1 protein-coding gene is annotated in these 1,135 nt (G+C 47.4%); it reads left to right on the top strand.

Annotated features, from left to right (window positions below):
• Window positions 1-197: 197 nt before the first annotated feature.
• The coding region (locus INF68_RS16495) for an IS110 family transposase (protein ID WP_193525366.1) at window positions 198-1,135 on the top strand (938 nt) is incomplete at its 3' end.

Here is a 1,135-nt window from a genome sequence, read left to right as displayed (position 1 = left end):
TGTGCCCATACGCTCCTCCTTGTATCTTGAAAGTGGATTACTATGTTCTGGCTTAGATTTGGCAAAGCCCGTGTAGTCCGATTCCTCCTGGGGTTATTCAAGCCTGCAGCATAGCGACTGACGCACAGGCTGAGTCGTTCATCTGAAGCCCGAACAGTTGTCTGAACTTCAAATCGTATTTGCAAGGAGGGGTATAGATGAGCGTGTCAAATCAACGTTGTGCAGGCATTGATGTTTCGAAAAGCACTCTGGATATTGCAATCAGCAGTATTGCCCAGCCATTCACTGTGCCAAATGAAGATGGCGGTTTTAATCAGATACTCAAAGAGTTAAAGCGAAGTGAAACTCAACTGATCCTGATGGAAGCCACCGGGGGACTTGAGTCTGGTGTGGCTGGCTATCTTCAGTCTGAAGGTTTTGATGTGGTTGTTATCAATCCCCGACAGGCGCGAGATTTTGCCCGCGCAATGGGCTATCTGGCTAAGACCGACCAAATAGATGCCAGAGTCCTGCTACAAATGGCAAAAGTTATTAACCAGCATCCTGATCGGGAAAAATATATTCGTCCCTTACCTGATGCTCACAGGCAGTTGCTGGCAGCAATGGTGGTCAGACGCCGACAATTAACGACAATGCTTACAGCTGAGCGAAACAGATTGCATCCATCACACCCTCAGAATCAAGAAAGTATCAGATTTATTATTTCGGTATTGAAAAGTGAAATGGCTCGTATAGAAGCAGAAATGTCAGCCTATATTTCGAAAAATTTCAGTGAATTATCTGCATTATTGAGCGCCGTTAAAGGTGTTGGTGCAGCGACTGTTGCCGTGCTGCTGGCTGAGGTTCCGGAACTTGGAACGTTGTCACGACGTGAAATTAGTGCGCTTATTGGGGTTGCTCCAGTAAACAGGGATTCCGGCATAATGCGCGGTCGCCGAACGGTATTTGGAGGGCGAGCCTCCGTCCGAACAGCCCTCTATATGTCCGCACTGGTCGGGACGAGGCACAACCCAGTAATTAAAGAATTCTATACACGCCTCGTTGCCGCAGGAAAACCCAAAAAGGTTGCACTGACCGCCTGCATTAGAAAACTACTAACCATCCTGAACGCAATGCTGAAAAATAATGAAGCCTG

The organism is Enterobacter cloacae complex sp. P16RS2, assembly GCF_014982155.1.
Lineage (GTDB): Bacteria > Pseudomonadota > Gammaproteobacteria > Enterobacterales > Enterobacteriaceae > Enterobacter > Enterobacter cloacae_M.
This window is presented reverse-complemented; position numbering and strand designations above follow the sequence as displayed.